This window comes from Brevundimonas sp. P7753 (assembly GCF_013386595.1).
GTDB lineage: Bacteria > Pseudomonadota > Alphaproteobacteria > Caulobacterales > Caulobacteraceae > Brevundimonas > Brevundimonas bullata.
On sequence record NZ_JACARP010000295.1, the window covers coordinates 1 to 303 of the forward strand.

Annotated in this window: 1 protein-coding gene; it reads right to left on the reverse strand. The window is 63.0% G+C overall.

Annotation, left to right across the window (positions count from 1 at the left end):
• Positions 1-132: 132 nt before the first annotated feature.
• Positions 133-264 carry a cytochrome oxidase small assembly protein gene (locus HX774_RS19885; protein WP_009277177.1) on the reverse strand — a complete coding sequence of 44 codons (132 nt, stop codon included), beginning with the start codon at positions 262-264 and terminating at the stop codon, positions 133-135.
• Positions 265-303 lie beyond the last annotated feature (39 nt).

The following is a 303-nucleotide window of genomic DNA, read 5'->3' on the forward strand; positions in this document are numbered from 1 at the left end:
TTGCCGAGCATGGAACGGTTCAGGCCGCGCTCGAGAGCTTTGTCGTTTTGGGTCGGGTCCGGCTGCGCCGGTGTCTGGCTCATAGGGGTCTCGCGAAATCTCGGTTCAGCGACCAGCGCGTCGCTTGCCCGGCTAGCCGCCGAACACCACGCGCTTGAAAATCACACCCAGAAAGAAAACCAGCGCGATCGTGCCGAGGATCAACCCCAGGCGACGGTTGGCAGCGCGTTGCTCGGGCGTTGGGCTTTTTTCTGGATTCGACATCGTTTGTCCGGAGGATCGCGGAGCCGGCACTCGCCAGCC

Bases quoted from the DNA above. Each gene is read 5' to 3' on its own strand.
- HX774_RS19885 (WP_009277177.1), bottom strand. From the start codon at position 264: ATGTCGAATCCAGAAAAAAGCCCAACGCCCGAGCAACGCGCTGCCAAC.